General features: G+C 53.7%; 22 protein-coding genes, 1 tRNA gene and 1 pseudogene. 7 read left to right on the top strand and 17 right to left on the bottom strand.

All coding sequences use genetic code 11. The features are described from left to right. Positions 1-44: 44 nt before the first annotated feature. Positions 45-1,121 carry a hypothetical protein gene (locus tag HW090_RS17510; protein ID WP_179114722.1) on the top strand — a complete coding sequence of 359 codons (1,077 nt, stop codon included), beginning with the start codon at positions 45-47 and terminating at the stop codon, positions 1,119-1,121. A 768-nt stretch (positions 1,122-1,889) separates the two neighbouring features. On the opposite strand, the gene HW090_RS17505 is transcribed toward HW090_RS17510, so the two are convergent. The 5 genes from HW090_RS17505 to HW090_RS17485 all read right to left on the bottom strand — a co-directional run bounded on the left by HW090_RS17505 (position 1,890) and on the right by HW090_RS17485 (position 9,242). Further along, on the bottom strand, positions 1,890-2,747 hold the full coding sequence (locus tag HW090_RS17505) for a Shedu anti-phage system protein SduA domain-containing protein (RefSeq protein ID WP_179114721.1): 858 nt from the start codon (positions 2,745-2,747) through the stop codon (positions 1,890-1,892). A gap of 161 nt (positions 2,748-2,908) precedes the next feature. After that, positions 2,909-3,685, bottom strand: coding sequence for a hypothetical protein (locus HW090_RS17500; RefSeq protein WP_179114720.1), 777 nt, complete (start codon positions 3,683-3,685; stop codon positions 2,909-2,911). Between the two features lie 283 nt (positions 3,686-3,968). After that, on the bottom strand, positions 3,969-7,319 hold the full coding sequence (locus HW090_RS17495; RefSeq protein ID WP_256930693.1) for a VPA1262 family protein: 3,351 nt from the start codon (positions 7,317-7,319) through the stop codon (positions 3,969-3,971). Positions 7,320-7,699: 380 nt separating this feature from the next. Further along, positions 7,700-8,671, bottom strand: coding sequence for an inovirus-type Gp2 protein (locus HW090_RS17490; protein WP_179114719.1), 972 nt, complete (start codon positions 8,669-8,671; stop codon positions 7,700-7,702). A gap of 343 nt (positions 8,672-9,014) precedes the next feature. Further along, complete coding sequence (locus HW090_RS17485; protein WP_179114718.1) at positions 9,015-9,242, bottom strand: AlpA family transcriptional regulator; 228 nt, start codon at positions 9,240-9,242, stop codon at positions 9,015-9,017. A 551-nt stretch (positions 9,243-9,793) separates the two neighbouring features. On the opposite strand from HW090_RS17485, the gene HW090_RS17480 reads away from it, so the two are divergent. Then, a complete protein-coding gene (locus HW090_RS17480; RefSeq protein WP_179114717.1) occupies positions 9,794-10,636 on the top strand; it encodes a hypothetical protein in 843 nt (280 codons plus the stop codon). A 74-nt stretch (positions 10,637-10,710) separates the two neighbouring features. Next, the gene (locus HW090_RS17475; protein WP_179114716.1) at positions 10,711-10,872 is read left to right on the top strand and encodes a hypothetical protein; all 162 of its coding nucleotides are present in this window, start codon (positions 10,711-10,713) and stop codon (positions 10,870-10,872) included. 219 nt (positions 10,873-11,091) lie between these two features. On the opposite strand, the gene HW090_RS17470 is transcribed toward HW090_RS17475, so the two are convergent. Beyond that, positions 11,092-12,354 carry a type II toxin-antitoxin system HipA family toxin gene (locus HW090_RS17470; protein ID WP_179114715.1) on the bottom strand — a complete coding sequence of 421 codons (1,263 nt, stop codon included), beginning with the start codon at positions 12,352-12,354 and terminating at the stop codon, positions 11,092-11,094. Further along, the gene (locus HW090_RS17465) at positions 12,347-12,664 is read right to left on the bottom strand and encodes a helix-turn-helix domain-containing protein (protein ID WP_179114957.1); all 318 of its coding nucleotides are present in this window, start codon (positions 12,662-12,664) and stop codon (positions 12,347-12,349) included. The genes HW090_RS17470 and HW090_RS17465 overlap by 8 nt, the downstream gene beginning before the upstream one ends. 321 nt (positions 12,665-12,985) lie before the next feature. On the opposite strand from HW090_RS17465, the gene hxsD reads away from it, so the two are divergent. Genes hxsD through hxsA form a run of 4 tightly spaced genes read left to right on the top strand, consistent with a single transcriptional unit; the run spans position 12,986 to position 16,632 of the window. After that, complete coding sequence (gene hxsD, locus HW090_RS17460; protein ID WP_179114714.1) at positions 12,986-13,288, top strand: His-Xaa-Ser system protein HxsD; 303 nt, start codon at positions 12,986-12,988, stop codon at positions 13,286-13,288. Positions 13,289-13,295: 7 nt separating this feature from the next. Then, positions 13,296-14,780, top strand: a complete 1,485-nt coding sequence (hxsB, locus tag HW090_RS17455; protein WP_179114956.1) for a His-Xaa-Ser system radical SAM maturase HxsB — start codon at positions 13,296-13,298, stop codon at positions 14,778-14,780. A 2-nt stretch (positions 14,781-14,782) separates the two neighbouring features. Further along, positions 14,783-16,012: a His-Xaa-Ser system radical SAM maturase HxsC gene (hxsC, locus tag HW090_RS17450; RefSeq protein WP_179114713.1), complete on the top strand. Its 1,230-nt coding sequence runs from the start codon at positions 14,783-14,785 to the stop codon at positions 16,010-16,012. Then, positions 16,009-16,632: a His-Xaa-Ser repeat protein HxsA gene (gene hxsA, locus HW090_RS17445; protein ID WP_179114712.1), complete on the top strand. Its 624-nt coding sequence runs from the start codon at positions 16,009-16,011 to the stop codon at positions 16,630-16,632. Before hxsC ends, hxsA begins: the two co-directional genes overlap by 4 nt. A 75-nt stretch (positions 16,633-16,707) precedes the next feature. On the opposite strand, the pseudogene HW090_RS17440 reads toward hxsA, so the two are convergent. From HW090_RS17440 to thrS, 10 genes and pseudogenes are all read right to left on the bottom strand, one after another. Further along, positions 16,708-16,953 (bottom strand): annotated as a pseudogene (locus HW090_RS17440) (nucleotidyl transferase AbiEii/AbiGii toxin family protein); the annotation flags it as partial. A gap of 53 nt (positions 16,954-17,006) precedes the next feature. Next, positions 17,007-17,083: transfer RNA gene (locus HW090_RS17435), tRNA-Pro, on the bottom strand. A gap of 106 nt (positions 17,084-17,189) precedes the next feature. Continuing rightward, positions 17,190-17,546: a MerR family transcriptional regulator gene (locus HW090_RS17430; RefSeq protein WP_179114711.1), complete on the bottom strand. Its 357-nt coding sequence runs from the start codon at positions 17,544-17,546 to the stop codon at positions 17,190-17,192. Next, positions 17,527-17,829 carry an integration host factor subunit alpha gene (gene ihfA / locus HW090_RS17425; RefSeq protein ID WP_179114710.1) on the bottom strand — a complete coding sequence of 101 codons (303 nt, stop codon included), beginning with the start codon at positions 17,827-17,829 and terminating at the stop codon, positions 17,527-17,529. The genes HW090_RS17430 and ihfA overlap by 20 nt, the downstream gene beginning before the upstream one ends. Before the next feature lie 3 nt (positions 17,830-17,832). Then, on the bottom strand, positions 17,833-20,223 hold the full coding sequence (gene pheT, locus HW090_RS17420; RefSeq protein ID WP_179114709.1) for a phenylalanine--tRNA ligase subunit beta: 2,391 nt from the start codon (positions 20,221-20,223) through the stop codon (positions 17,833-17,835). 27 nt (positions 20,224-20,250) lie between these two features. Beyond that, complete coding sequence (gene pheS / locus HW090_RS17415) at positions 20,251-21,255, bottom strand: phenylalanine--tRNA ligase subunit alpha (protein ID WP_179114708.1); 1,005 nt, start codon at positions 21,253-21,255, stop codon at positions 20,251-20,253. A 150-nt stretch (positions 21,256-21,405) separates the two neighbouring features. Continuing rightward, positions 21,406-21,762, bottom strand: a complete 357-nt coding sequence (gene rplT, locus HW090_RS17410; RefSeq protein WP_179114707.1) for a 50S ribosomal protein L20 — start codon at positions 21,760-21,762, stop codon at positions 21,406-21,408. A 27-nt stretch (positions 21,763-21,789) separates the two neighbouring features. Beyond that, entirely contained in the window at positions 21,790-21,984 is a 195-nt protein-coding gene (gene rpmI, locus HW090_RS17405; RefSeq protein ID WP_179114706.1) for a 50S ribosomal protein L35, read from the bottom strand. A gap of 61 nt (positions 21,985-22,045) precedes the next feature. Continuing rightward, complete coding sequence (infC, locus tag HW090_RS17400; RefSeq protein ID WP_179114705.1) at positions 22,046-22,579, bottom strand: translation initiation factor IF-3; 534 nt, start codon at positions 22,577-22,579, stop codon at positions 22,046-22,048. 17 nt (positions 22,580-22,596) lie between these two features. Further along, positions 22,597-24,519, bottom strand: a complete 1,923-nt coding sequence (thrS, locus tag HW090_RS17395; protein ID WP_179114704.1) for a threonine--tRNA ligase — start codon at positions 24,517-24,519, stop codon at positions 22,597-22,599. Between the last annotated feature and the right edge of the window lie 11 nt (positions 24,520-24,530).

The raw sequence follows: 24,530 nt of genomic DNA, 5'->3' as shown, positions 1-24,530 counted from the left end.
AGAATCAAATAAATTCAACTATCTTAGACATAGACCAAACCATCATGAGACCACATAAAGCGCTTCCATTACTGATAGCCATCGCTGCACTGACAGGATGCGATCAAGACATCGAAAGCATTAAATCCTCAAGACTCGAATTCAATGACACCTATACCATTGACCAAGCGTTCAGTAATAGAGAGATTTGCGAGCATGTCACATGGACAACGAAGAAAGACTCAAGAGATAGAAAACTGGTCCAGTACAGGTGTGAAATAAAAGGAGCATCCGAGTACATTAGGGCGCAGAAAGAGCAAACAAGGCTACAGATAGCCAATGAAACAGAAGCAAATAAGGAATTTCTTGCAAGAAAAGAAAGTGAAGCGAGGGAGGCCTATCTGAAAGAACAAGAAAGTAATCACCGGCTAAAGGAATCCACTGACACAACACCTGAATCCATTGAAAAACAAGTACAAAACAGCCCTGAAGTGAAAAATATAAAAAACCTCCTAAGCTCGCTTAATCAAAAAGAAGCACAAGGATTTTCAATTTCCTCAGACGCCAAGAATTACCTCAGCCTAAGTAGCAAGACAGAGAAACTTTCTGACATATCTCAAAAGCTGGGATTCCAAAAAGCCAGAGCAGCCTCCAGGCCTTCTTTCTCTAAAAGCGCAGAGAAAGACAACGAATACATAGAAAATTTGAGCAAGCAATACAAAGAGGAAGCAAAAAGGCTTATACCCATTATAAATTCAGAGCTGGAACTCACTATAAAATCAAAGACAGAAGAAATAATCAAAGACGCCAAGCTAGCCCTGCAAGAGAGTGAATACAGAGAAGAAAAAGCATTAGAACGGTACGAGCAGGCAAGGATTGAAACACAGGAGAAGAGCAAACTTGCAGACCTGAAGGCGCTCAAACGCATTGCAGAGGTTGACCAAAACCCCGCTATAGAAAAAGTCACCGAAATCTTTGAATGGGTCATAAAAGGGGACGAAATAGAGATCGTAAACCGTAAGATTGAGCACACCGACTCTAACAGCAAGGCATCTGCAAGATCTCTGGATATCATGGCCGGGCTAAGGCAGGTTTATGAGAACGATGCAAGAAACTACGCCGATTTTTCTTTCTTCAGATGATTATGCCTTCAACAATATAGGCTATATATAGCTGGAAATAAATTAAAGACAAGCCATCAATGGAATTGAAAAATACAAATGACGATTACGCACTAACATATCCACCATAATTAAACCAACCTTTGGACCGCGGCGACCTTCACTGCAATGGGTGACCTAAAAAATCACCCATACTTCATAAAGTATCAGAGCAAATAAAGTTAAAGTCCGACAGCCATTCTTGCTCTGAACCTGGACACATCACCTATTACATTGAAACGCTCACAGCCGGGGGCTACCTCATTCGGATTTAGAGCCAGCCTCCATTATTTTTTTCATCGAATTTAAATCCGGTCAGTAGTGTGCAACCGACAAAACGACTGGGGGCAGAGGTGAGCACCTTATAGCCTAACTCGGCAGTACCAACCAGCGCCCGCGCGATACCTTCAATAGCAACACCTGCACCTGCAAAGAGTGACTCTACACCGTCGCCACCGTTTTCGTAGGGTCCACCAGCATGGTTGGTACCACTGAATAGTGGCTGAGTATTCGTATTGGTTCCGACATCAATTCGCGTGCCTAACCGACACCTATTCACCCCACGCCGACAGTTCGCTTTGCCGACACCCGAAGATAGCCAGTCACTGACTCGCAGTTCCAAATGGCCTCTCGCCGACGGCCGCTACCGGCCATAAGCTGCCGGTGGCATTTAGGCAAAGCAGACGCTCAACAATGGAGTTCAGCGGCAGTCTGCCAGCTTCGCTGTCGGACTGCCGCTGGAGCGATTTGTTAGGTGTACTTGAGCAATTCTTTTTCCCAAGCATCAATTGAATTTCTATCGCTATCCATTGCAACCCATTCCAAAAATTCATTTTCTCGCTGTTTATTATATTTACGGCTTTCAATAATGACGGCCATGTTTTGACCGACCATATGCGAGTAATTCTGGAGAAATTTTTTTAACATCGCCCGCCAAGTTGCATCCGATATGGCAGTGTAGAACGGGTTCGCAAAATCGTTGTTGTCCGCTTCGGATATAAAACTGAAATCATTAGAGATCCAGATGTGAGAGTGAAAATCCCTAGCCCGTAATATGTCGGTCAAGTAATCAAAGGATCGAATCTCTATGCCTTCGTCTCGAAAAATTTGGTTTCGCTTCTCTATTTCGTCTTGGCTAGAGTTTCTCCTGCCGATTACAACCATGTAACGTATTGAGGGGACGCCGGTAATCAGGAAGCGCTTTGAGGGAAATAGGCGTTTGGCAGTGTCTGTGTTTGCGGCAATCCAACGCTTCCAATCCCTTACTTGCTCAAGTGCGCCGCTTAAGTCAGAAGTTTGTTTTCCGGATCTAGTGTAAATTTCGTCATGTGGCGACTCAATTTCAATAAAGGTGTATTCGAAACCGTAGCTCCGATTCCCATTAATATTTACAAAATCCGTTATGTAATCTGAACCGAGGCTAATCTTTTCCAAGACAAGTTGATCGCCAGAAATGTCATTTTTTCTCGAAAAAAAGAAGCCAGCATGCTCCCGTAGAAAGATCTGGTAGTCTTGTTCTTTCCTTGTGTTGTCATCTAAGAGCGCAGACCATTCATTATGAATTTTTGAGAAAACTGGCGATTTTCTTAAATTTTTCCAGGCAATCATATTTTATATAGATGATTAGCGGTGACGTGTTTGAGGCGACACCTAACGTTTGACAAGAGAGGCGACGAAAGGGCACAACCCTTTTTTTGAAGAAATGTGCCCATGACAGCTAACGCCCGAATTAAGCCGTACCGCGAAGCGGCATCAGTTTGAATGAATTTTTAGGCATCCAGCCTATTTACCGAAGTAATAGAACCAATGTCAACTACCACCTCACTCTCTGAGCCGCACTCAAATACGTGAATAATATTGCTGAAGTTTAGACTTGTAACCGCAACTATGCCATCTTGTTGATCTTCGTATGTGGCGGTGGCGAATTTTCTGGCCACCTCTATGTCTGTTGTCCAAGATTGCCCAAAACCCCTCGAATCAAACTCGGCGCAGGACATGCCTCGGTAGATATTATCTTTACCTGCCAGAAGATTCAATTTTGGGTTTGGGCAATCTGACTTGGCCAGTCTTACTATTGGGCCCTTCCATTCGGCCTGTCTGTGTTTGTATAAACCTATTTTTCCGCCGTCCTTAAAGCATCTCAAATAGTTAAAAAAATCGTATGCCGAATCATGGATTGCATCTTCAGTTGAAATTTTTGTTGTGGCAAAAAAAGCATTAAATTGAGTATGGTCCAGGTGCTTCAAAGGCGTGTTCCAAAAGGAGTCGATCAGGCTTTTGAAGATTTTGCTTTGATGGCCAAACTGATCTGCGAGCTGCTGGTGATATTCGCGTGCGTCGATTCCCATTTCTTTGAGTCGATCAACGCTTATTTTATCAAATGTCATGAATTTTGCCTGATGCCTAACGTAATGCAGACCGCACCAACCCGCAGGCCATATCTGGCGCTTGCGATCTAAATTAGCACGAAAAAACGCGGAAAGGGGCTTGTAGCCTAGCTTGACGGAGCGTTTGCCATATGAAAATACAGTGCCAATTCCAGCCATGAAACCCGCCTCCCCTCCTATGTTGCGCGCTACACGGTTGCTGGATCAGGTCCGTGAGCGAATTCGTTACAAACAACCGAGCATGCCTATGTACAGTGGTCCGGTTTGCGACCTCGCGTGACATGGGGCTGCAGGAAGTCGAGGTTTTCAGACCATGTTGGCCAATGAGTGAGGGCTTTCTGGCTTCTCGCTGGATGGCGGCTTAGGGCCGGTTGCTGCCGGTGACGACAGGCTGGAGTCGGCCAAAAGCGGACAGCCTAATTACAGGTAATCCGCCCGTTTCTTACTCGGCACTTGAGGCTAAGAGCGCCTCCACTTGATCAAGGAACAAAGCAAGATTGCCGTTGCCGGCCCCCCCCGACCTCCATTCGTCCATCGGTCTAACCATCGCTAACTCGCGGGTGTCCAACGACAGTCGCTCCAGTTCGTTGTCAGTAATACCGCGCTCACGCAAGTAGTATTCACTCCAACGGGCAAAGGTCAGTATCCACATCGATACCACTAAAGCATCGTGCCATCTTGTCCAATCAGAAGTGCTAGCGAGAGGCTGACGCACGATCCGTTGCTGCTGCCTCAAGATGTTCCACATCTTTTTCAGACAGTCCTGCTGCTGCTCGTGGCCGCTATAAGCAAAGAGAAAAGCAGCTGTGTTGGTCATCCTCCCCTCACGTGAAAGCTCAAACAGCCTTGACTGATTTTTAAGCTTTGGCTCCAGTAAAATCGTCAGTTCCTGAACCCAGATACCGCAAGCATCGTCAGTATTTGCGCGATCATTTTGCAGCAAGGGGAAAATTACATCCTGAGGGAGCCACGGCTCGGCCCAAGTTAGGTGCCGCATATGTCCGCGCATGGAGTCGACTATATGCCTTAGTTCTTTGCCAGAGATGTTCGCTGCCATTACCCCATCGAGTGCTGCGATTAGGCCTTTGTATATCTCACCTTTATCTGGTCTCCCGGCCGCGTGGCAAATCATCCAGCCTAGAGCTCGCACCTGTTCGTCGTACGGAAAATCGGACACCAACTGCAGTACGCTGTCGAGCCTCCCAGATTTTTCCAACTTCATCTCAATTGCGTTCAGTCCCATCCATTGCAGCAGACCGCTACTGCTATGGACGAGCCGGCGCTGTTGTACCTCACTAATTTGGAACTGCAGTGACAGTGCAATTTCATTGATGACCTGGCTTAAGAGGGACAGCCTCACTGCATCAGACTCTTGCGGTTCAATCGGTACGTCGACTATCTGCGTCTCGACAATTTCCAGCAGAGCGTCTGAGGCATACCACCAAAGAAATTTAATGGTGAAATACTCCGCCCAGGTTAGAGCTGAATACTTTGTCGCATGACAAAAGTGGTGTGGTTGATAAGAGCTGCGTAGCAAAGTCTCAATCGGCTGCTGAAAGAACCGAGTGTCTGCCACAGCCAATTCCTCATCCCCCCGCTCATGCGTTCGGTTGAACGATGAGTTAAGGAACTGTACCAAGCACTTCAGAATACCGCGCTCGAATTCGAGTTCATGAAAGTGGCTGTTCTCAGTGCGTGAATGTGCAAGCAACTCGCCTAGCACCTCCCAAGTTGCTGTGAAACCTTCCAAATCGCCAGTCTGCCGCTCTAGGCAATTGCGCAGGCTTTCCGTCTCAGGCAGGGCGAGCGAGTCCCCCTTGAGTATGTTCAGTGTCACCATCCGTTCCCTCAACGGATCGCCACTCAGCCCTTGTAGTGATGGTTCTCCGGCCCATACGCTTAGTACGTCACCTGCCTGTGGCTTTTCTAAGAAGCGCAGTGGTTCATAACGGCGCGGTGCCATTGGCAGCGCTGTGGAGTCGAATAGAATCCGCATGGAAGGATTCCCGATTTCGCCCTCAGACAGTACGGCCTCCGTTTCCCGTAACAGCACGGACTTGTATTGTTCAACCTGCAGCAGGACATCCGCTGGAATTGGAGTAACCAATAGGGGGTAGTTTTCGGCGGCTTTCTGAAACGAGTTGGATAGATTGAAGCCCGCGACCGGTAGCCCATCTGATCCCATGACTAGAATGTAGCGGTCATGCAGTCGGCCTTCCTTAAGCCCGTAGATACGTAGCTTGAAGCGCGCCATGAGATGGCGGTTCTGTTCGCAGTTTGCCAGCAAGTTATTAACACCTTCCTGGCCTGTCTTATCGGACTTACGACGTAGGGGTTTATCTTCCTTGATGTGCTTTGGAAGGGATCTGAAGACGATGTAGTCAGTCTGCTGTGCTGCACAGATCAATACCAATCCCAAGCCAGCGGAGTCGAAATACGGATCGAAGATAATCACCTGATGCTGCTGGTATTTGGTTAGCAGTGTCTTAAACCACTCCACAAACTGCAGCCGTCCCTCGCCACTGCCTTGGCTAAAACGTTGGAAAAAACACCCCTCTGACTTAGGCGGATGGAGCCGCGTAAACAAAGATGCGAGGTCGCGGTTAGCCGGAACCCAAGGATCCGCCTCGCGTCCACCTACACGGCTGGCGAGATCCATATTTCTGCGGCTGATCGTCAGGGCAGCTTTCACCCGGGGCGACGTGGCGGGACGAGTAGTTCTTTCTAGCCAATCGAACTTGACCGGGTTGGCTCCTTGACCCACCGCATGCCCCTGAAAATGAATCTCTCTAACGTATCCGGTTCCCCATCGGCAACACAGCGTGCTCCCGCGTAGAGGATCATCATGAATGCCGAAAACCTCTAGTTCTGTGCCGTCGACCCTGGCATGCAACTGGTCGCCCAGAACGAACTTGCACTCAAATATTCCTTCCGCATCAAGTTTCGCAGTGATGATATTTGAGTAGACAATTTGGTCGCCGTTCGTGACTTTCAGGTGGAATTGGAAGCCTTTGAAGTGAGGTATCTGAGCCGGATTGAAGCGGGCAACCAAGGCACGAGGTTTATCAACCCAGTTCGCGCTCAGTAAACATCGCTCTAGGTCGTCCAGCGCAGGAAAAACTAACAGCTCAATATCGCCAAATCTGACGGTATCAGCCCCTCCAAAGTCCAGGCCTGTATCTGCGCTCAGGTGATTAACTACCAATTCGGTCAAGGCGACATCGTAGCCCTGCCCCAGATGAAACAGCGCCCCCTTGTCTCTCTGAGAGATCGATGCACTGAAAGCGCCGGAGCCACCGTGAGGGCTGGAGATTGAATGGCGGTCATGCGCATCTCTATTGAGCAGGTAGGCTGCGGGTCGATAAACCAGATCATCTGCAGCGAGTGCGGTCGTGCCGAACTGCGCTTTTAATTGGTCCGCTAGCCCAATATTCAGGTTTTCGCTGATTGTTGAGATTGAGTGGCCGACGCTTAGTTGTCGTAAAAGCTCCGCACAGTGGACGCTGCTTACGCACAGGTTGAGCCGGACTACCTGAGCCTGGAACAACCCAAAGTCCTGAAATTTATTGTCGTCGCTGTATGACCAGCTATTACTGGAGTAACTGTAGGGGAGCAAACGGCCATAGACGATGCGATTTTCGATCTGTTGCTCGAACCTGATCTGCAAGATCCACAGCTGCAAGGCACAGTGGCGAGCATCCGTTGAAAAAAGCCGTGCCAGCCGATCATCATTGAGCAGGTCATCTAGCGTAGGAGCCATTGATTCCTTTCGAGTATCTTTCCGTATTCTCATTTGAACCCCAACGCTGGAATAAGCCACCTTGAGGGAGACTTATCGACGTCCGCGAACATCGAGCTCAATCCCGCATGTTTGTAGGGGCCGCGCACATATCAGATGGCTCATTAGGTTGTCGGCGCGGAGACTCAGAGTCTGAGTCGGTGCCAACAGTATACTGTTCGCCTCAGGTCGGCACCGGCTATAAGCAGATGTCCGCTTCTGGCCGAAAGCTCCCTCTCACGGGCGACCGCTATCGGCCACGGGTTTGTTTCATCTGGACTGATTGTCTTGCCATGATTCACCTCATTGCAGTTTATCGCTTAACGGGGTGTCCACTGGAGGTGTAGAAGATCAGTTGTAGAAGTCGCCCAAAAGCACAACGCAGCCACATTCTGTCACCCGCGACGGGGACGCTTCAGCTGGCCCGTCCGCAGGCTTCGAGCCCCCTCGGGCCTCAAGCGCAGATGCTGAGCGTCTTTGACCATATACTTCACCGTATTGTGCACATGGCGCCGAATTGCTCGATCACTCCTCAGAATGCGACCGATACCACACTCGTCACCGTACCGATCCTTGTCGTGGTTGCAACTGTGCAGGTAGCCCTGGCCGTCTGTGATGTCGTCCCATAGCTCGCCTAGCTGGATGGCCTTGTAGACGTCGCCCTGTACTACGTTGCCATTGAAAAAGTAGGCGGCATGGACGTGGTAGCCCCCGCCATCACTCCTATCTCCCTGCTCCACCGAATAAATGTGACCGAGAAGGTGCTCGAATAGAGGGTTACGCCTGTGCTCGTAGATCAGTTCATTCAAGTTATCGAACACGTGCTCGACTCGTAGACTGGCCTGCGCCTCTGAACGGTAGTGGAGGTCAACCCTGATGATGGTAATGCGCGAATAGATCTCACATAAGGCATCGACGTAGTTGCAGACCTGGATCTCCTGCCCCTTGGCCTGATGGCGGAGGTCATGCTTCCTGCGGAGATACCACCGCTCACGGGTCAAATGTCGAATCCGGTCGACCAAGACATTCATGCTGTGATGATGCCCCAGGTATGCCGTACCCTCCTTATTCAGACAGGCAGGACCACCGAGATGGCGCTTCAGCCCAATGTCTTGACATGCAGCCCTGAACGCTTGCAGGTGTTCGCTGTAGCTGTACGCGATACGGCCTTCGAAGAGATCGACCATCTGCTGAATGTGATCGAAGTACCGAGAGAGCTTTGTCTCTTGGACCCGCTCGTACCCGGTGCGGACTGGCTTGATTCGGAATGCTGGTGAATCGGAGTCCTCGATGGCCTGGACAAGTCGCTCGATCTGAAGAGCAATGTCGGCCTGCGAAAGGCGGGTGTAAATCTTGCGATTGGTCATGGGTGGGTACCTGGTTGGTTGTTGTGCATACCAGATACGTGGTGTGTATTTTTTAACCGACGACCTACTCCTACCCGTGCAATAGGTGCAGTACTGGATCAGTGCCAATGGCTATTGATCGGTTATACATTGATAGTCAGTAGCTATTAGCTATATCACTAGAAGCAGCCCACCCCATCACCAAATCTCCCGGCGAGACCTGGAAATGGGGAGCAACATTGCCCTACCTACCCAGAGATTTGCCGAATCGCATCCTGGGAGAGTTAGCTGAGAACACAGGACCTTCCCAAGCGGCATAAACGCCATGACCAGCCATAGCCAGTCATGGCGCAATTGGTCAGTTCTAGCTGGCCACACGGAGGCCGGTGCCGCGCCCCGCACTACCTTCTGCCAGATCGCGCTCCTCAATCCTAGCCAGGATCCAGCAGTGCACTTCGCTGTCGACCCAACCGACGCAACGGTCTCCCAGCGAGACCGGTTTCGGGAAAGTGCCTTCCGCAATGTATTTGTAGATGGTCGACCGGGCCAAGCCGGTCGAATCGATGACTTCTTTTAGACGGATGATCCTCATGAACGGGGCTCCTCGTATTCGTTCAGAGGATTGGCAGAGCCGGTTAAAAAACACTGAAAAACGACACGCAGGCGCCTCACCGGGGGCCTAGAAACTGTAAATACCCGACAGCTCTCTGGTCCCGAACGCAGACTCGATACCTAGCTAGCCGAGTCTCGTGACCTGCCAATCGTATTCAGGTACCACACAGCACAACATGCCCAGCAAGGCACCCAGCTTGAGCATTAGATCACCGTCTTATTCATCAGCCCGCTACCCAACCTCCAGATGCTCTATCACGTGTCGAAGCGTGGTTCTCAGAACCGAGCCTACAGCACCAACGTTCCGTAGCAAGCTCTTGCCTTGAACAAGGACAAGCATGAAAAAATCCTTAAATCTGCAAAAGACCAATAGAACCCCAATAAAAATAGGCCTACAAGCAAAAAAATAAATTTAGAATCACCATAGAATCATCATAGATCGCACATAGAAATAACCTAGATGAGATATAGAAAAGCTCTAGAATCATCTAGGCTTACCCCATAGCGGCCCACAGACATGGATGAAATAACGTGACAATCGAGAGCAGAAAGGATGCGGACAGGCTGAGCGAGCTGCTCCAAGATCCTCATCGGAACCATCGCCACGACATCTGGCTGTGGCTGTACCTCTACCACTACGAAGAGGCCAGTCTTGATCGCAGAACCTGTAACGGTCTCACCATGCGTGACGAGATAGCCAGAGCCCTGAAGTACAAAGAGCGCCTCCGGTCCCGCATCCCTGGAAAAAAGGACCAGTTCCTGCTTCCAAACGAAAAGCTGGAATGGATCAAAGAAGATGAACGGCAGTATCAGTGGCTGCTCCGCAAGATACGGCAGATGACTGGCCTACGCCTGCCTATTGACTTAGTTCACCTCATTGGCAGAGATCACCTTATTGCCATGATTGACCTTTGGGAGATCGACATTGGGAAGAAAGCCTTCGAGGTCGAACTCCTTCGTGATAGCTGGCTCAGGCACAAAGCAAAGGACAGCGAGCTCGATTGGTTCGCCGATAAAAAAGACGGCGAGAAGCGGTGCGCCTGCGCCTGGGAGTGGCTTCAGAAGAAGTATCTGGCGTTATTCTCAAGGCAGCCTTCCATCAGCAACCACCAAGAGCTACTGATGTTCTTCGACCATGAGGATATAGGTCGAAATGAACGAACGGCCATGATTCGAGAGATCAAGAAGCGATGGGACCGTAAGCAATTCAACGAGCGCACCCCCGACAAGAAGCAGGTCAACGTAATACTCTCGAAAACGGTGATTGCCCAGTTGGATGCGCTAGCAGAGAAGCATGGCCTGAAACGCGCCCAAGTCATTGAGAACCTGGTGAGGATGGAAGCTGACGCTGGCGTATACTTCACCGATGCTTGAATACAACCCCACCGGCAGAGACCATAAGATCAGCCACCAGTCGCGCCACGACATCCTGAGAATCCAGCCGCCCGGTGAACATCGTCAATATCAGCGACAGCGAGCTGTCCAACTGCATGGCGCAGAACACCGACGGTCGTGTCTACAGCACGCGCAACAGCGATGAAATTCGCAGCATGCTGCGCGAAGCCAGCGAAGAGGTCTCAGCCTCGGCAAGCTGCAACAGCAAACTCTAGCTGTACCCAGCCATATAGTCGCTACGGTGCCCTCGCTGGCTGATCTGATCATCGACAAAGCTTTTGAGGACGTCCGGCCAAGAGATATTCATGGCTTCCTCCGTCGCTGATAGAACTTACCAGCGCATACACCGCTGCCCCCTACCCGCACCAGGGTCGAAACCACTATTCCAACTCGCGACAGACACGCCATCCAATCACAATCCGAGATCAAGCTTGCTAACTGAGCTGCGCGATATTGTCGTCGATACGCGCCTGAACCGTACGCAACGTGTCACGGGTGATACCACGAGGGAACTGGCGATTGGCGCTGGCAGTAAAACCGCTGGCCACTTGGCAGGTCCGTTCGATGACGTCGGCGGCCTCCCGGGACGAAAGATCCGCCTCCTCCTCAGCCAACTTGAGCAGATGCTTACGCGTGATACGAAGCGCCTCCCCCATGACGTCCATCTGGTGGTATCCGCCCGGCCCTTCGCAGAACGTCACGTCGTAAGCCGGGGCCAACTTCCATTGGCCGCGAGAAGACATGAGGTAAGCGAAATTCTTGGGGTGATCATCACGGTTGTTGAACGCCACATTGAATACGATCCGCTCGAAGGCTATCGCTTTCTCCCGCACGTCGTTGCAGCAGTACTGGGTCGCTCGTAAGAAATTGCTGTAATCCAGCGCGCCAGCTGCGCGGAAATCCGCTCCTGTAAAGGCGGCAAGGCTTTGCATGGGTACTCGCATGCCGTTTTGCCGGTCGAATCGGCGGGTAGCGAAAGCTGCCTGTCCATTCGGTAAATCGAAATGTTCGGTATCCGGAGTATCGATGGCGCATTCGCGCAGGCATTGTGCGTAGACGGCCTCGATGGCACATACCTCGGGATGCTCACGCGCCCCCGGGAATTTGATCAACCAGGCTTCCAGGCCAGGTGCCGCAGCGGTGCTGAAGCGGCCGTGCTCAGGATCGCGATAGAGCAATACCTTTGGACGCGCACCATGCGGCGAGCCGCCCATCAACAGCAGTTGCTGCAGGAACTCCCCGCCCTCGCCATCGAGCACGTCTTGAACCTCGGCAGCCAGTTGCTCAAGAAGAATACCTTCGGGCAATGCGAGCAGTTCCGGCACCACGGGCTCGAACGACATAGCCCCTATGGCATGGGAGCCGATGTAGGCCAGGCGCTCCAGGGGACCAATACGCGCAGGATTGAGACCTCGGCGTTTGAACAGGCGATCCATCAGCAGCATGCCCCAGCCGTCGGGCAGCGAATCATAGACCGGCCCGGGCAGCCATAGCTGATGATCGGGAAAGTCCTTGCGCAACCTTGGCCCCTTCAGGGGTAATCGTAGCGCCGACAGTTCCAGCCTCCGCCCCAATGCCTCTTCGCTATACTCGAAGGCAACCAGCGGGCGCCCGGTGAGCGCGGTCGAGGATACGAGCGAACCCCAGCGCCAATGCTCTCCCCAGCCATCGTAGTAGACGTCTACCCGCTCAAGCATTGCCGGACTTCCTTCTGACACGCTGACGCTGAACACCATGCTCGTAACGAAGGACGTCGTCTAGGCTATCCAGTTGCGGCCGGAACAACGCCTCCAATTCATTGAGACGCCCCAGAACCATGGCCACGCGAACGACACTGTCGAACGCTACGCTACGCCCCGCCTCCAGATTGGACAGAGTACCGACCCCGATGCCGGCACGAGCGGCTACTTCAGCCTGCGTCATCTGCTGGGCCAGGCGCTCCTGGCGCAATCGCGTGCAGAGCAGTTTGACGACCTCTTGCGGCCTGGTAAGTGATAAATTCATAATTTTGAGTCTTAAAATACAAAATAAAACTTAATAATCGTAATTATAGAGTTATATGGAAATCATGAGAAGACAGTAGCCGACCACCAGCATGCGCCATCGACTCTGAATCAATCGACGATCGCACGGTGAGGCTGGAGAAGTGAACCAGCACTGCCTCGTAGGAGGTGTTGAGAGCACACCATGGCTATCAGGATCAGGAATACCTGGGATGACGACTGTAAGGCCGCTGAGAATGCCCTCACCCATCCGAACTATATGGCTAAATGCCTTTATTTCAGGCAGTATTTCCAAGGTCGCTAAAGGCCAAGGAAGACCGACCCCATGACGTGGGTACTGACAGTAGTAATAGACGAGAGTACCTACCCGCTGAGGGTCGCGCAGAAATCTGCATACGCTTTGTCTTCGACCCTCTCGATACTCATTGCTCGACAAGAGGGCTGCCTGCACCTCACCGTCACGCCTGCAGATCCTAGAATCGACGCACCTCAATTGAGTGAAGCGTACGCCCGCATGCTGATTACTCGCTCGCTGAATGACTTTTCTCTTCGAGAGCAGATTCAGCAAGAGACTGCAGGCCTGCGAGAACTGCTGGCCGGCGTCGCTCTCAGGGAGGCAGGGGTTTAAATTGGGGATAGCATTGGTAGCGAGGGAGGTCGGCTACAAGCTCCTGCCTTTCCGATTCCTGCGCATGGAAGATACCAGCACGAACAATGTGCTCATTACTGCTGAAACAGGGGAATACCTGTTCATATCCGCGCAACAGCTGCGCCAACTCGTAGATAAGCAGCTCGAACGTGGGACGTCGCTGTACAAAGACCTATTGGCCCGACACTTCATATTCGAGCCGCAACGGCACAACCCGATCCCTGAAATCGCAGCACAATATCGCAGCCGGAAAGAGTTTCTGTTTGGTGGGCCGGCCCTGCATCTATTCGTCGTCACGTTGCGATGCAATCACACCTGTCAGTACTGCCAAGTATCTCGGGCGCCGCTCGGGGGCTCAGGCCACGATATGTCGCCTGAGCATGCACGCCATGCAGTTGATCGGCTGTTTGAGTCACCCTCACCCGTTCTCACGGTGGAGTTCCAGGGCGGCGAGCCGCTGCTCGCATTTGATCGCATTCGGCAGATCGTTGAAGCCGTGGTGGAACGAAATGAACATGCGAAACGCAGCATTCAGTTCGTCATCAGCAGCACCCTGCATCACCTGACAGATGAAATACTGGATTTCGCGAAGACCCACGGCATCCAGTTTTCCACCTCTCTGGATGGCCCAGCATTCCTGCATAACGCCAACCGCCCTACTCCCGGGAAAGACGCCTACGAGCGCACACTGGAAGGTATCGAGAAGGTCAGGGAACGGTTGGGGAGCGATGCTGTATCGGCGTTGACCACCCTGACCGCAAGAAGCCTCCAATACCCGCAGGCCATTATCGACGAGTACGTGTTGCGGGGCTTCAACAGCATTGCACTGCGCCCACTGAGCCCATACGGATTCGCGAAGAAATCCAGTCAGCGCCTGGATTACTCAATGGATGAATACCTCGATTTCTACAAGGCATCACTGGCCTACCTGATCAAGATCAACCAACAGGGCGTCTACCTTTCTGAAGGCTACACCTCCCTGTTGCTCAGTAACGTACTGACGCCATTTTCGTCAGGCTACGTGGATTTACGCTCGCCACTCGGGGCAGGACTGGGCACCCTTCTCTACAACTATGACGGTGACGTCTACCCATCCGACGAAGCACGCATGCTGCTCGAAATGGGAGAAAACGGCCTGAAACTGGGACACGTGACACAGCCACTACAGAGGCTGCTGAGCTCACCAGTCATAGAGCTACTGCTCTCCGCTGGCGTGGCTGAAGCCCTCCCAGGCTGTTCAGATTGTGCGCTCGTGCCTTACTGCGGCGCTGACCCCATCGAGCACTTCGCGCGTCAGGGTGACCCCGTCGGCCACCGGGCGTTCAGCACCTTCTGCCAAAAGAACTCCGAACTGCTCACCCACCTATTTCGCCTGCTTCGCGACGGTGATGAGGCCACGCAGCGGGTACTTCTTTCCTGGTTATCTCGGCGCTCCCTGGGGGATCTTCCAGTCGCCGGCTACAGAGGGTAGAAATGCTTCGCCTGGATACTCAATTCGATATACACAACCTGACTTGTACCCGCCTGTTCAAGGTCATCACTCCAGCAGAGTTGATCGAGAAAGGCACGGCCGTGTGTGCAGGAGAAGCCAGTTTGAGCGACTTCGCTCTTTGGCTGGAGGAGCCCGAATCAGCCTACTCCCAGCAACTGCTTTCCCTGCCCGTCGGAGGCCTGATTCTCCCTGGGAGCGAAACGGCGATTGACGATTTCCATGGCCCGCAGATTTCCAACCCCAATGACCTGAGCGTCGTTCAGCCTGGAGATGTGATCGTCGTCTCTCCGGACTCCCGAGTGGTAAGGGTGCTCTACAGACGCGGCTCCAACAGCAATCTGATGTTCATGACTGATCGCTGCAACAGCCTGTGCCTGATGTGCTCTCAGCCCCCTAAAGATATCGATGACCTCTGGCACGTCGAAGAAAACCTTCGCCTTATCGACTTGATGGATCCTGGCGAGGAACAGGTCGGAATCAGTGGTGGAGAGCCCACGCTGCACAAAGAGGGACTTCTCGCGATCATCGCCAAGGCCAAGGAAGTCATCGCAGAAAAATCATTGCACCTTCTAAGCAATGGCCGTCTACAGAGCGACTCCAACTGGATTTCCGACCTCAAGGGAATCGATCACCCGTATCTGACTTGGGGCATTCCGCTATACGCCGATAACGCAGATGACCACGACCATGTCGTCCAGTCTCCCGGTGCCTTTAGCGAAACGCTTCAGGGGCTCTACAACCTCGCTCGTGCGAACCAGCGCATCGAGGTTCGCGTCGTCTTGAGCAAGCTGACAGCACCACGGTTGCCAGAATTGGCGCATTTCATTTTCAGGAACATGCCCTTCGTTCAGCACGTCGCACTGATGGGCATCGAAAACATGGGGCTCGCGAAGAAACACTATGACGAGCTGTGGATCGACCCGCTGGACTATCAGAAGGAACTGGGCCTGGCTGCGCACTTCCTGGATATTCGTGGCGTGCCAGTCTCGGTCTACAACCTCCCCCTCTGCGTGCTTGAGCCTTCGCTCTTCACCTTCTACCGGCAGAGCATTTCGGATTGGAAGAATCTTTTCATCGATGCCTGCCAGGACTGCGCTGCGGTCACACAGTGCGCCGGTTTCTTCAAGTCGCATTCCTCTCGGTGGCAGAGCCGAGGCATTCGCCCCCTTACAGCAGTTGAGCTGGGCACATACGCAAGGAGAGCAATATGAAACTCATCAGTCGATGGAAACTGTTGATTGGCCAAACCATCGCCATGCTCCCAGTAGTGGCAACCTCTATGGCTCAGGCCAACCAGGTAGCCCTGGCGGGCTCCGATTGGACACCCCGCGCGAGTGATGGGCCTCCAGTGTTCAAGAACACGCTGAACTCGGCGGACGCCATAAACATCTACGCAGCGCATCGCTCACATAGCTCCCACCGTTCGCACAGCTCCCACCGCTCCCACTACAGCGGTTCCGGAGGAGGCTACAGCGCACCCAGGCAATACACTCCGCCTCCAGCCCCTGCTCCGCGCACTTCATACAGCAACCCCAGCCCTGGCCCCGCGCATGGCTCCAGTTCTAACTTCAATGGCACTCCAAGTAGCTCAACATCGAACACCCAGGTTCCCTCCCAGAAAGCACGGCCAGCAGGCAGCGACCTCTCCCTCCTGATCATGCGGGTACAGATGGCACTGATGGTGAAGAAGTACTACACCGGATCTATCGACGGGATCATGGGCAACGGCACACGTGGTGCCTTGATGGCATTCCAGATGGACTCGGGGCTTGCCATTAGCGGGAAGATGGATACAGCGACGCTGAACGCTCTCGGGGTCGCGATTCCATAGGACGAACCCCATGGACTCCAGCAACTGCGCCACCTCTACTTTCAACTGGCTCAGATTTTTTGACCGGGAAGCACCGCCGATGCCCGGCTCGTCCAATACAACCTTGAGATCCACGTCCTTGGACATGCACCCGATCAGGCCGTATGCCTTGGACAAACTGGTGCCGCCGCAGAACAGAAGATGGATCGCGGGATACTCCAGACGCACAAGGCATCCGTAACGTGGATATCCTTTCTGGGATGTTGGCAGTGAGCATTCATAGGGTAAAAACCCGCGGTGGGGCAAAAAGTGGGGCAAAAATCGGAAGCCCTCAAAAACCATCGGGCATAAAAAAATCCAGTCACCGCTAAGTGACTGGATTTCTTGAGGTTTTTTGGTCGGGACGGAGTGATTCGAACACTCGACCCCTTGCACCCCATGCAAGTGCGCTACCAGGCTGCGCTACGCCCCGACACATGCTGTTTCTTTTACAGCGAGCCATATTCTACATTAACCATTTGAAACTGTGAAGATTTTTCTTGCTGAGCCACTACAGGGGAACGTAATAAGACAATCACTCAGGCCTGCAGCACCAAGAGAACCTCTTCCAGTTCGGTAATCGTCTGCCTGATAAGCTGCTTGTATTGCGTGCTGTTATCATGGGCGGCTTCGCCGGAAAGGCGCTGCCTTGCACCACCGATGGTGAACCCTTCGTCGTAGAGCAACCCACGGATCTGGCGAATCATCAGAACGTCCTGGCGTTGGTAATAACGGCGGTTACCACGCCGCTTCACCGGGCTGAGCTGAGGAAACTCCTGCTCCCAGTAACGCAGGACATGCGGCTTGACCAGACATAGCTCACTCACTTCGCCAATGGTGAAATAGCGCTTACCAGGAATGGTGGGAAGCTCATCGTTATGACTTGGTTCCAGCATAGGCTTCTACTCTGGCCTTGAGTTTCTGTCCTGGGCGGAAGGTCACTACGCGGCGAGCCGTGATAGGTATTTCTTCACCCGTCTTGGGATTGCGTCCTGGCCGCTGGCGTTTGTCGCGCAGGTCGAAATTGCCGAAGCCGGACAATTTGACCTGCTCGTTCTGTTCAAGGGCCTGACGAATTTCTTCGAAAAAAAGCTCGACCAGTTCCTTGGCCTCGCGTTTATTCAAGCCGAGCTCTTCGTGAAGACGCTCCGCCATTTCTGCTTTCGTCAGGGCCGCCATGCGCTACTTCCTTAACGTTGCGTTGAACCTGTCTCTCAGTAAGTCAAGCGTGCCCTGCAGGGCACTGTTTATTTCATCGTCATTTAGAGTGCGTGAAGGGTGTTGCCAGGTCAAGCCAACGGCCAGGCTTTTGCTGAGTGGGTCGATTCCTTTGCCTTGGTAGACATCGAACAACCGCACATCCGTCAAATACTCACCGGCAACCTCACGTATGGCCTCCAGTACGGCACCAGCAGGAATATCCCGCTCAATCAGCAATGCAAGGTCGCGGCGCACTTCGGGAAAGCGTGATAGCTCAACGAATTGCGGCAAACTCCCTTCCAAGAGTTCCGGCACCAGCAGCTCGAACAAATAGACAGGCTGTTCGATACCCAGTTCACTCGCCAGACGCGGGTGCAGGCTACCGACAAAGCCAACCAGGCGCCCATCACGTTCGATACGCGCAGTCTGCCCCGGATGCAGCGCTGGATGCTCGCCAACAACGAAGCGATAGGCAGCAGAATCTCCAGCCACCGCCAGCAATGCTTCTACATCAGCCTTGGCATCGAAAAAATCGAAGGTGTCACGCGAGTTGCTCCAGCTTTCAGGGAAGCGGGCGCCACTCAGCAGTCCAGACAAAACACGCTCCTGGATGAGCCCTTCGAGCCCATTCTGCAGTTGCCCGACAAAGCGCAGTCCAGCTTCGAACAAGCGCACACGGGTGCGCTGACGATTCAGGTTGTACTGCAACGCCTTGACCAGCCCTGGCCAGAGAGAGGAGCGCATCACTGACAAGTCCGCCGAAATCGGATTGGATAACGACAACGGCTGCTGGTCTGGATGGAACTGAGCGAAGGACTTGGCATCGATGAAACTGTAAGTAATCGCCTCCTGGTAACCTCGTGCCACCAACGTCTTACGCAAGGCAGGCAACTCAATGGAAGACTCCGAGCGAGCGCCAGGCGCCAGGCGTACTTGCGGATAACGGACCGGTAGACGGTCATAACCATAAAGCCGTGCAATCTCCTCGATCAGATCGACTTCCAGGCTGATATCGAAGCGATGTCTCGGCACTTCGACAAACCAGACACCTGGTGATTGCTCAAGCAGCTTCAGCTCCAATGCGGATAGCAGAGCGACAACTTGCTCATCAGGTAAGGAGAGTCCCAGAAGCTGCTCAATTCGCTCATGCCGCAAGGTAATCGGCGCTACGGATGGCAAGTGATCCTTGGACAGCGCCTCGATGACGTGCCCTGGCTCACCACCAACGATTTCCAGCAACAAGGCTGTCGCACGCTCGATAGCCTTACGTGCCAACTCTGCATCCACGCCACGCTCATAACGATGCGAAGCATCGGTATGCAGGCCGTAGGAGCGGGCCTTGCCCGCCAGTGCGATGGTGTCGAAGAATGCACTTTCCAGGAACAGGTCCCGCGTATCCTTGGCGACACCACTGAACTCTCCACCCATGACACCGGCAATGGCCAATGCACGCTCATGGTCGGCGATGACCAGTGTATCCGCCCGCAAGGTCACTTTCTGCCCATCCAGCAGTACCAGTTGCTCGCCCTCTTCCGCCATGCGCACACGAACTCCACCCTGGATCTGCTTCAGGTCGAACGCATGCAAAGGCTGGCCCAGCTCAAGCATCACATAGTTGGTGATATCGACTACCGCATCGATGCTGCGAATATCGGAGCGGCGCAGGCGCTCGACCATCCATACGGGCGTCGGACGCGAGATATCGATATTGCGAATGACACGCCCCAGGTAACGCGGGCAAGCCTCGGGGGCAGCCACTTCGACGCTGCGGACTTCATCATGGACAGCACTCACCGGCACGACCTCAAGGGCTTGTACCGGCTCGCCATAAATGGCGCCGACATCACGCGCAAGGCCTGCAATGGACAAACAGTCGCCACGGTTCGGCGTCAGGCCGATTTCGATACTGATGTCGTCGAGGCCAAGGTATTCACGAATGTCCGCACCAACGGGAGCGTCCGCCGCCAGTTCCAGCAGGCCGTCGTTCTCATCGCTGATCTGCAACTCGGAGGCCGAGCAGAGCATGCCGTTGGACTCGACACCTCTCAACTTGGCCTTCTTGATCTTGAAGCCACCCGGTAATTCCGCGCCGATGGTTGCAAAGGGAATACGCAGGCCTGGCCGCACATTCGGCGCACCACAGACCACCTGCAGCGTCTGCGCGCCATCGCTGACCTGGCAGACACGCAGCTTGTCCGCATCGGGGTGTTGCTCGGCACTCAATACCTCGCCGATGACCACACCGCTGAAGGCTCCCGCCACAGGCGTTGCCGAGTCGACTTCCAGGCCTCGCATGGAGAGACGAGCAACCAGTTCATCACTGGAAACATCAGGGTTCACCCAGCTACGCAGCCACTGTTCACTGAACTTCATTCTGTACTCCTAGAATCCTGCCGGGCCTTAACGGAACTGCTCGAGAAAGCGCAGATCGTTATCGAAGAAGATCCGCAGGTCACCTACCCCGTAGCGCAGCATGGCCAGGCGCTCCACCCCCATGCCAAACGCGAAGCCCTGATACTTCTCAGGATCAATCCCGGACATGCGCAGCACGTTCGGGTGGACCATGCCGCAACCCAGCACCTCCAGCCAATCGGGCTTCTGCTCGCCATTGCGGGTGACCACTCGGCGAATGTCCACCTCGGCCGAAGGCTCGGTGAACGGGAAGAACGATGGGCGGAAACGCACCTCGAGATCGGCCTCGAAGAAGGCGCGCAGGAACTGTTCAATGGTTCCCTTCAGGTCGGCAAAGCTGACGCCTTCATCGATCAACAACCCTTCGACCTGGTGAAACATGGGTGAGTGGGTCTGGTCGGAATCGCAACGGTAGACACGCCCAGGGCAAATGATGCGAATCGGCGGCTGCTGGGACTCCATGGTCCGCACCTGCACCGATGAGGTATGTGTACGCAGCACGGTGGTCGGATTGAAATAGAAGGTATCGTGCATAGCACGCGCCGGGTGGTGGCCCGGCATGTTGAGCGCCTCGAAGTTATGGTAGTCATCTTCGACTTCCGGGCCTTCCGCGACGCTGTAGCCGATGCGCGTGAAAATCTGCTCCATGCGTTCAAGCGTTCGGGTAATCGGGTGCAGTCCACCGGACTGCTCGCCACGTCCCGGCAACGTGACATCGACACGCTCCTGCGCCAAGCGACTGGCCAGCGCAGCCTGCTCCAGGGAGGACTTTTGTGCATTGAGCACATCCTGCACCTGGTTCTTGGCCGCATTGATCAATGCGCCAGCCTTGGGACGCTCTTCTGCGGACAGCTTTCCAAGCGTCTGCATCAGCAGGGTCAGCTCGCCTTTCTTGCCCAGGTACTGCACCCGGAGTTGCTCCAGGGCGTTGATATCACTGCTTTCCCGCACAGCTGAAATGGCCTGCGAAACCAGTGCGTCAAGGTGTTCCATTTACAACCTCCAGAGGCTCTTACAGAACCACGCAGACATCCGCGCCCTTCTGTAAAAGCCCCACCCAGATACGAAACAGGGGAAGAGCACAAGGCTCTTCCCCTATCGGTAACACTGCTACGAATCCGAAGACCCGTGATTGCCGTGAACTCAGGCCAAGGAAGCCTTTGCTTTTTCGACAATCGCAGCAAATGCTGCTTTCTCGCTCACAGCCAGATCGGCCAGAACCTTGCGGTCGATCTCAATGGAAGCTTTTTTCAGACCGGCGATGAAACGGCTGTAGGACAGACCGTTAGCACGAGCACCAGCGTTGATACGAGCGATCCACAGAGCGCGGAACTGACGCTTCCGCTGACGGCGGTCACGGTAGGCATATTGACCGGCCTTGATCACCGCCTGCTTGGCAACACGGAACACGCGCGAACGTGCACCGTAGTAGCCTTTGGCGAGTTTCAGGATTTTCTTGTGACGGCGACGAGCGACGACACCACGCTTAACACGAGCCATGAGTTATTCCTCTGAGTCTTGACCGGATCAACGAACGCGCAGCATGCGCTCCACTTTTGCAACGTCGGACGGATGCATCAACGAAGTGCCCCGCAGTTGACGCTTACGCTTGGTGGTCATTTTGGTCAGGATGTGGCTCTTGAAAGCGTGCTTGTGCTTGAAGCCGTTAGCAGTCTTCTTGAAGCGCTTTGCAGCACCACTTTTGGTTTTCATCTTTGGCATGTTCGGACTCCACATAGTGAGTGATTGCACATAACCGCAAGGCCTGCCAGTGCCCTGGTGGTTATTTCTTTTTCTTGGGAGCGATGACCATCATAAGTTGGCGTCCTTCCATCTTGGGGTGCTGTTCGACAGCACCGTATTCAGCCAGGTCTTTCTCGACCCGCTTCAACAGCTCCATCCCCAGCTCCTGATGCGCCATCTCACGACCACGGAATCGCAGGGATACCTTGGCCTTGTCTCCCTCTTCAAGGAAACGTATCAGGTTGCGAAGCTTGACCTGATAGTCACCATCTTCAGTCCCTGGTCGGAACTTGATTTCCTTGATCTGTTGCTGGTGCTGATTTTTCTTAGCTGCAGCAGCCTGCTTTTTCTTTTCGAACAGGTGCTTGCCGTAATCCATGATTCGGCAAACCGGTGGCACCGCATCCGCGGAAATTTCCACCAGATCCAGCTTTGCTTCCTCGGCAGCGTTCAACGCTTCATCGATGGAAACCACACCAATCTGCTGGCCGTCCACTCCAATCAGACGAACTTCACGCGCGGTGATGTTCTCGTTGATTGGCGCCTTAGGGGCGGCCCGCCTATCCTGTCTCATTTCACGCTTAATAGTTCTTACTCCAAGTCTTGGCGACCACGCCGGGAAACCGCTTGCTGCAACTGGGCGGAAAACTGTTCGATGGGCAAAGAACCCAGGTCGACACCTTCACGGGTACGCACAGCAACGGATCGAGTCTCGACTTCCCGATCTCCAATAACCAAGAGATAGGGAACCTTGAGCAAAGTATGCTCGCGGATTTTAAAGCCGATCTTCTCGTTTCTCAAGTCAGCCTTGGCACGAAAACCGCTTTGAAGGAGAGTTTTCTCGACTTCGCGAGCGAAATCGGCCTGCTTGTCGGTGATATTCATGATCACCGCATGCACAGGCGCCAGCCAGGCTGGGAACGCACCTTCATAATGCTCGATCAGAATACCGATGAAGCGCTCGAAGGAACCCAGGATCGCGCGGTGCAGCATGACCGGACGCTTGCGACTGTTGTCTTCGGAGATATAGCTGGCATCCAGCCGCTCCGGCAGGTTCGGATCGTACTGCAGAGTCCCGCACTGCCAGTTACGCCCCAGGCAATCTTTCAGCGTGAATTCGATCTTCGGCCCATAGAAAGCACCCTCTCCCGGCTGGTATTCCCAGGCCAGGCCAGATTCATTCAACGCATCGGCCAAAGCGCTCTCGGCACGATCCCACAGCTCATCGGAACCTACACGCTTGGCTGGACGAGTCGAGAGTTTCATCACGACATCGGTAAAACCGAAATCGGCATACACCTGCAGCGTCAGCTTGATGAAATCGGCCGCTTCCTTCTTCACCTGCTCTTCCGTGCAGAAGATATGCGCATCGTCCTGAGTGAAGCCACGTACACGCATGATGCCGTGCAAGGCTCCGGAGGGCTCATTACGATGGCAAGCACCGAACTCGGCCAGGCGCAGGGGAAGCTCGCGGTAGCTTTTCAGCCCCTGGTTGAACACCTGCACATGGCACGGGCAGTTCATCGGCTTGATCGCGTAGTCGCGACTCTCCGACTCGGTCGTGAACATGTTCTCGGCATAGTTACCCCAGTGCCCGGACTTCTCCCAAAGCACTCGATCGACCACCTGCGGCGTCTTGATTTCCAGGTAACCGTTTTCACGCTGCACCTGGCGCATGTACTGCTCGAGCGCCTGGTACAACGTCCAACCATTGGGGTGCCAGAACACCATGCCTGGCGCCTCTTCCTGGGTATGGAAGAGATTGAGGCGCTTGCCGATCTTGCGGTGATCGCGTTTCTCGGCTTCTTCAATACGCTGGATATAGGCAGCCAGCTGCTTCTTGTCCGCCCAGGCCGTGCCATAGATACGCTGCAACTGCTCGTTCTTCGAGTCGCCACGCCAATAGGCGCCGGAAATCCGGGTCAACCTGAATGCTTTGAGGAAGCGCGTGTTCGGCACATGCGGACCACGGCACATGTCGACGTACTCTTCGTGGTAGTAGAGCCCCATCGCCTGCTCGTCAGGCATGTCGTCGATCAGGCGCAGCTTGTATTCCTCGCCACGCGCTTTGAATACCTCGACGACCTCAGCACGCGGGGTCATTTTCTTGACGACATCGTAATCCTTGTCGACCAGCACCTTCATGCGCTGTTCGATGGCCGACATATCCTCCGGCGTGAAAGGACGATCGATGGAAATGTCGTAATAGAAGCCTTCATCGATGACCGGCCCGATCACCATCTTCGCATCCGGGTACAACTGCTTGACGGCATGACCGACAAGATGCGCACAGGAGTGCCGAATGATTTCCAGCCCCTCTTCATCCTTTGGCGTGATGATCTGCAGGGTCGCATCCGTCTCGATCAGGTCGCAGGCATCGACCTGCCGACCATTGACCTTGCCAGCCAGGGTGGCTTTTGCCAGCCCCGCACCAATGGATTGAGCGACCTCCAGCACGGAGACCGGATGATCGAATGAACGTTGACTACCGTCGGGAAGAGTAATGGTGGGCATGGCGCCTCCTC

This window comes from Pseudomonas sp. ABC1, from assembly GCF_013395055.1.
Classification (GTDB): Bacteria; Pseudomonadota; Gammaproteobacteria; order Pseudomonadales; family Pseudomonadaceae; genus Stutzerimonas.
The sequence above is the reverse complement of the archived record's forward strand: the minus strand, read 5'-3'. Positions and strand labels throughout refer to the sequence as shown.

Coding starts and splice junctions, on each gene's coding strand:
- HW090_RS17485 (WP_179114718.1), bottom strand. CDS start 9,242: ATGAGGATCATCCGTCTAAAAGAAGTCATCGATTCGACCGGCTTGGCC.
- HW090_RS17490 (WP_179114719.1), bottom strand. CDS start 8,671: ATGACCAATCGCAAGATTTACACCCGCCTTTCGCAGGCCGACATTGCT.
- hxsA (WP_179114712.1), top strand. CDS start 16,009: ATGAAACTCATCAGTCGATGGAAACTGTTGATTGGCCAAACCATCGCC.
- thrS (WP_179114704.1), bottom strand. CDS start 24,519: ATGCCCACCATTACTCTTCCCGACGGTAGTCAACGTTCATTCGATCAT.
- HW090_RS17430 (WP_179114711.1), bottom strand. CDS start 17,546: ATGCTGGAACCAAGTCATAACGATGAGCTTCCCACCATTCCTGGTAAG.
- ihfA (WP_179114710.1), bottom strand. CDS start 17,829: ATGGCGGCCCTGACGAAAGCAGAAATGGCGGAGCGTCTTCACGAAGAG.
- rpmI (WP_179114706.1), bottom strand. CDS start 21,984: ATGCCAAAGATGAAAACCAAAAGTGGTGCTGCAAAGCGCTTCAAGAAG.
- rplT (WP_179114707.1), bottom strand. CDS start 21,762: ATGGCTCGTGTTAAGCGTGGTGTCGTCGCTCGTCGCCGTCACAAGAAA.
- HW090_RS17505 (WP_179114721.1), bottom strand. CDS start 2,747: ATGATTGCCTGGAAAAATTTAAGAAAATCGCCAGTTTTCTCAAAAATT.
- hxsC (WP_179114713.1), top strand. CDS start 14,783: ATGCTTCGCCTGGATACTCAATTCGATATACACAACCTGACTTGTACC.
- HW090_RS17495 (WP_256930693.1), bottom strand. CDS start 7,319: ATGAGAATACGGAAAGATACTCGAAAGGAATCAATGGCTCCTACGCTA.
- HW090_RS17500 (WP_179114720.1), bottom strand. CDS start 3,685: ATGGCTGGAATTGGCACTGTATTTTCATATGGCAAACGCTCCGTCAAG.
- pheT (WP_179114709.1), bottom strand. CDS start 20,223: ATGAAGTTCAGTGAACAGTGGCTGCGTAGCTGGGTGAACCCTGATGTT.
- infC (WP_179114705.1), bottom strand. CDS start 22,579: ATGAGACAGGATAGGCGGGCCGCCCCTAAGGCGCCAATCAACGAGAAC.
- HW090_RS17470 (WP_179114715.1), bottom strand. CDS start 12,354: ATGCTTGAGCGGGTAGACGTCTACTACGATGGCTGGGGAGAGCATTGG.
- HW090_RS17510 (WP_179114722.1), top strand. CDS start 45: ATGAGACCACATAAAGCGCTTCCATTACTGATAGCCATCGCTGCACTG.
- pheS (WP_179114708.1), bottom strand. CDS start 21,255: ATGGAACACCTTGACGCACTGGTTTCGCAGGCCATTTCAGCTGTGCGG.
- hxsD (WP_179114714.1), top strand. CDS start 12,986: ATGACGTGGGTACTGACAGTAGTAATAGACGAGAGTACCTACCCGCTG.